We start from the raw sequence: 1,623 nt of genomic DNA, 5'->3' as shown, positions 1-1,623 counted from the left end.
AAGTTCCATTAGAACTTTGGTTTTTGCCAGTTTAATTAATGTCAATTAGCTTTATTGGTTCTTTTAAGAGATAAATTGTCCATTATTAACAAAGGTTCAAAAACCCTTCCGAGTTTTATCATAAGCAAAGATATATATTATTTTAATATCAAGAACAAATATTTATTATATTTTAGATTTATATTTATATATTCACAGACAAACAGGTTTGGCTTCAAGAATTTCAGCTCATATTTACAAAGGAAAGCATGGTGTTTAAGAATTCAAAACTATTATTTAGATCCATTTGTATGTTTTTTAAGGTTCTTCAATGTTCATTGAATGAAATTCGATTAAGCCATTCATTGGAGTTTCTTCTATGACATCAATCTCCACTCCAAATTCCCTGGCTACTTTGCGCAGAGTATCTGAATATGAATAGGCAAGTGATCCTACAAAACGAATGGGGTAATTCATATAATCGTATTGGCACACATTACGGTTAAAGAAACTCCTTAGATTGTTGGCTAACAAATTATATACGTATTCATTATCCATATAATCTCCTAAAAAATATGCGATCGTACCTAAAAAGCGATTAGGGAAAGGTAAATTATATACAGATTCCATCACATCATTGGTAGATATGCGAAATTTTTCATGGAATTCACTCGCTAATTCTTTTGGGGCCAGCCCTTTAAGAAGATCAGCAAGAAATAGCTTCCCGAGAACAGCACCACTACCTTCATCACCGAGAATATATCCTGCCGCCTTAACATTCTTGACAACGATTTTACCATCATAAAAACATGAGTTTGATCCGGTACCTAAAATACAGGCAATTCCAGATTCACATTTGAATAGCCCCCGAGCTGCTGCCAACAAGTCACTTTCAACCTGAATAGAAGTTTTAAACTGTGCTACTAAGGAAGCACCTAAAATATTTTTCTTTTCATATGAGCTACATCCGGCACCATAATAATATACTTGGTCCAGTTTTTTTCTGAAGAAAGACTCAGGTAGTCCTAGTCTGACACTTCTGCTAATTTCTCTTCTGGTCTGAAAGAAAGGGTTTAACCCCTCGGTAAACACACATTGTACGAGATGATTGTCTTCAACCAATGCCCACTCTGTTCTTGTAGAACCACTTTCCGCAATAAGTTTCATTTCGCAGTTTTTTTTGATTTGGATACAAATATATAACATTTTTTGTAATTTAATTTATTTTGATCGGAAAGTTTTTTTATAACGCAATAACCACCCCAAAACTTTATTTATAGTTGGTAGAAAAATCCATGTGTTTTTTCTGCATATACCGAATATTTGAGATCGTCAAATACAATATTATTTAATATACTCTTTTATCCATAACTTAATATCCGAGAATCTTTTATATATAATAATGTGATGATTATCTATATGCAATAGAAGTTATCAGTTCATTAAAAGACACTTTGATTTAACATAACATTGATGTTATAACTTATTTTAAAACTATCAATATCAAAAAAACAAGTTACCAGATACTTACAGGACTTGTGTTGGATTGAACGCATATTATTAGTGCTAATTAGAAGATTCACTACTCAGAACAGATGCAGATATATAAGTACACTAATTTTCATATAAGTTCTAATGGAACTT

Annotated in this window: 1 protein-coding gene; it reads right to left on the bottom strand. The window is 31.7% G+C overall.

All coding sequences use genetic code 11. The features are described from left to right. Positions 1 to 297 precede the first annotated feature (297 nt). Positions 298 to 1,146, bottom strand: a complete 849-nt coding sequence (locus tag FDF36_RS20945) for a hypothetical protein (protein WP_220392685.1) — start codon at positions 1,144 to 1,146, stop codon at positions 298 to 300. Between the last annotated feature and the right edge of the window lie 477 nt (positions 1,147 to 1,623).

Origin of the sequence: Bacteroides fragilis (assembly GCF_019583405.1) — a bacterium.
Taxonomy (GTDB): domain Bacteria; phylum Bacteroidota; class Bacteroidia; order Bacteroidales; family Bacteroidaceae; genus Bacteroides; species Bacteroides fragilis_B.
Note: the sequence above shows the minus strand (reverse complement) of the source record. Positions and strands in the feature narration are given on the sequence as shown.

Bases quoted from the DNA above. Each gene is read 5' to 3' on its own strand.
- FDF36_RS20945 (WP_220392685.1), bottom strand. From the start codon at position 1,146: ATGAAACTTATTGCGGAAAGTGGTTCTACAAGAACAGAGTGGGCATTG.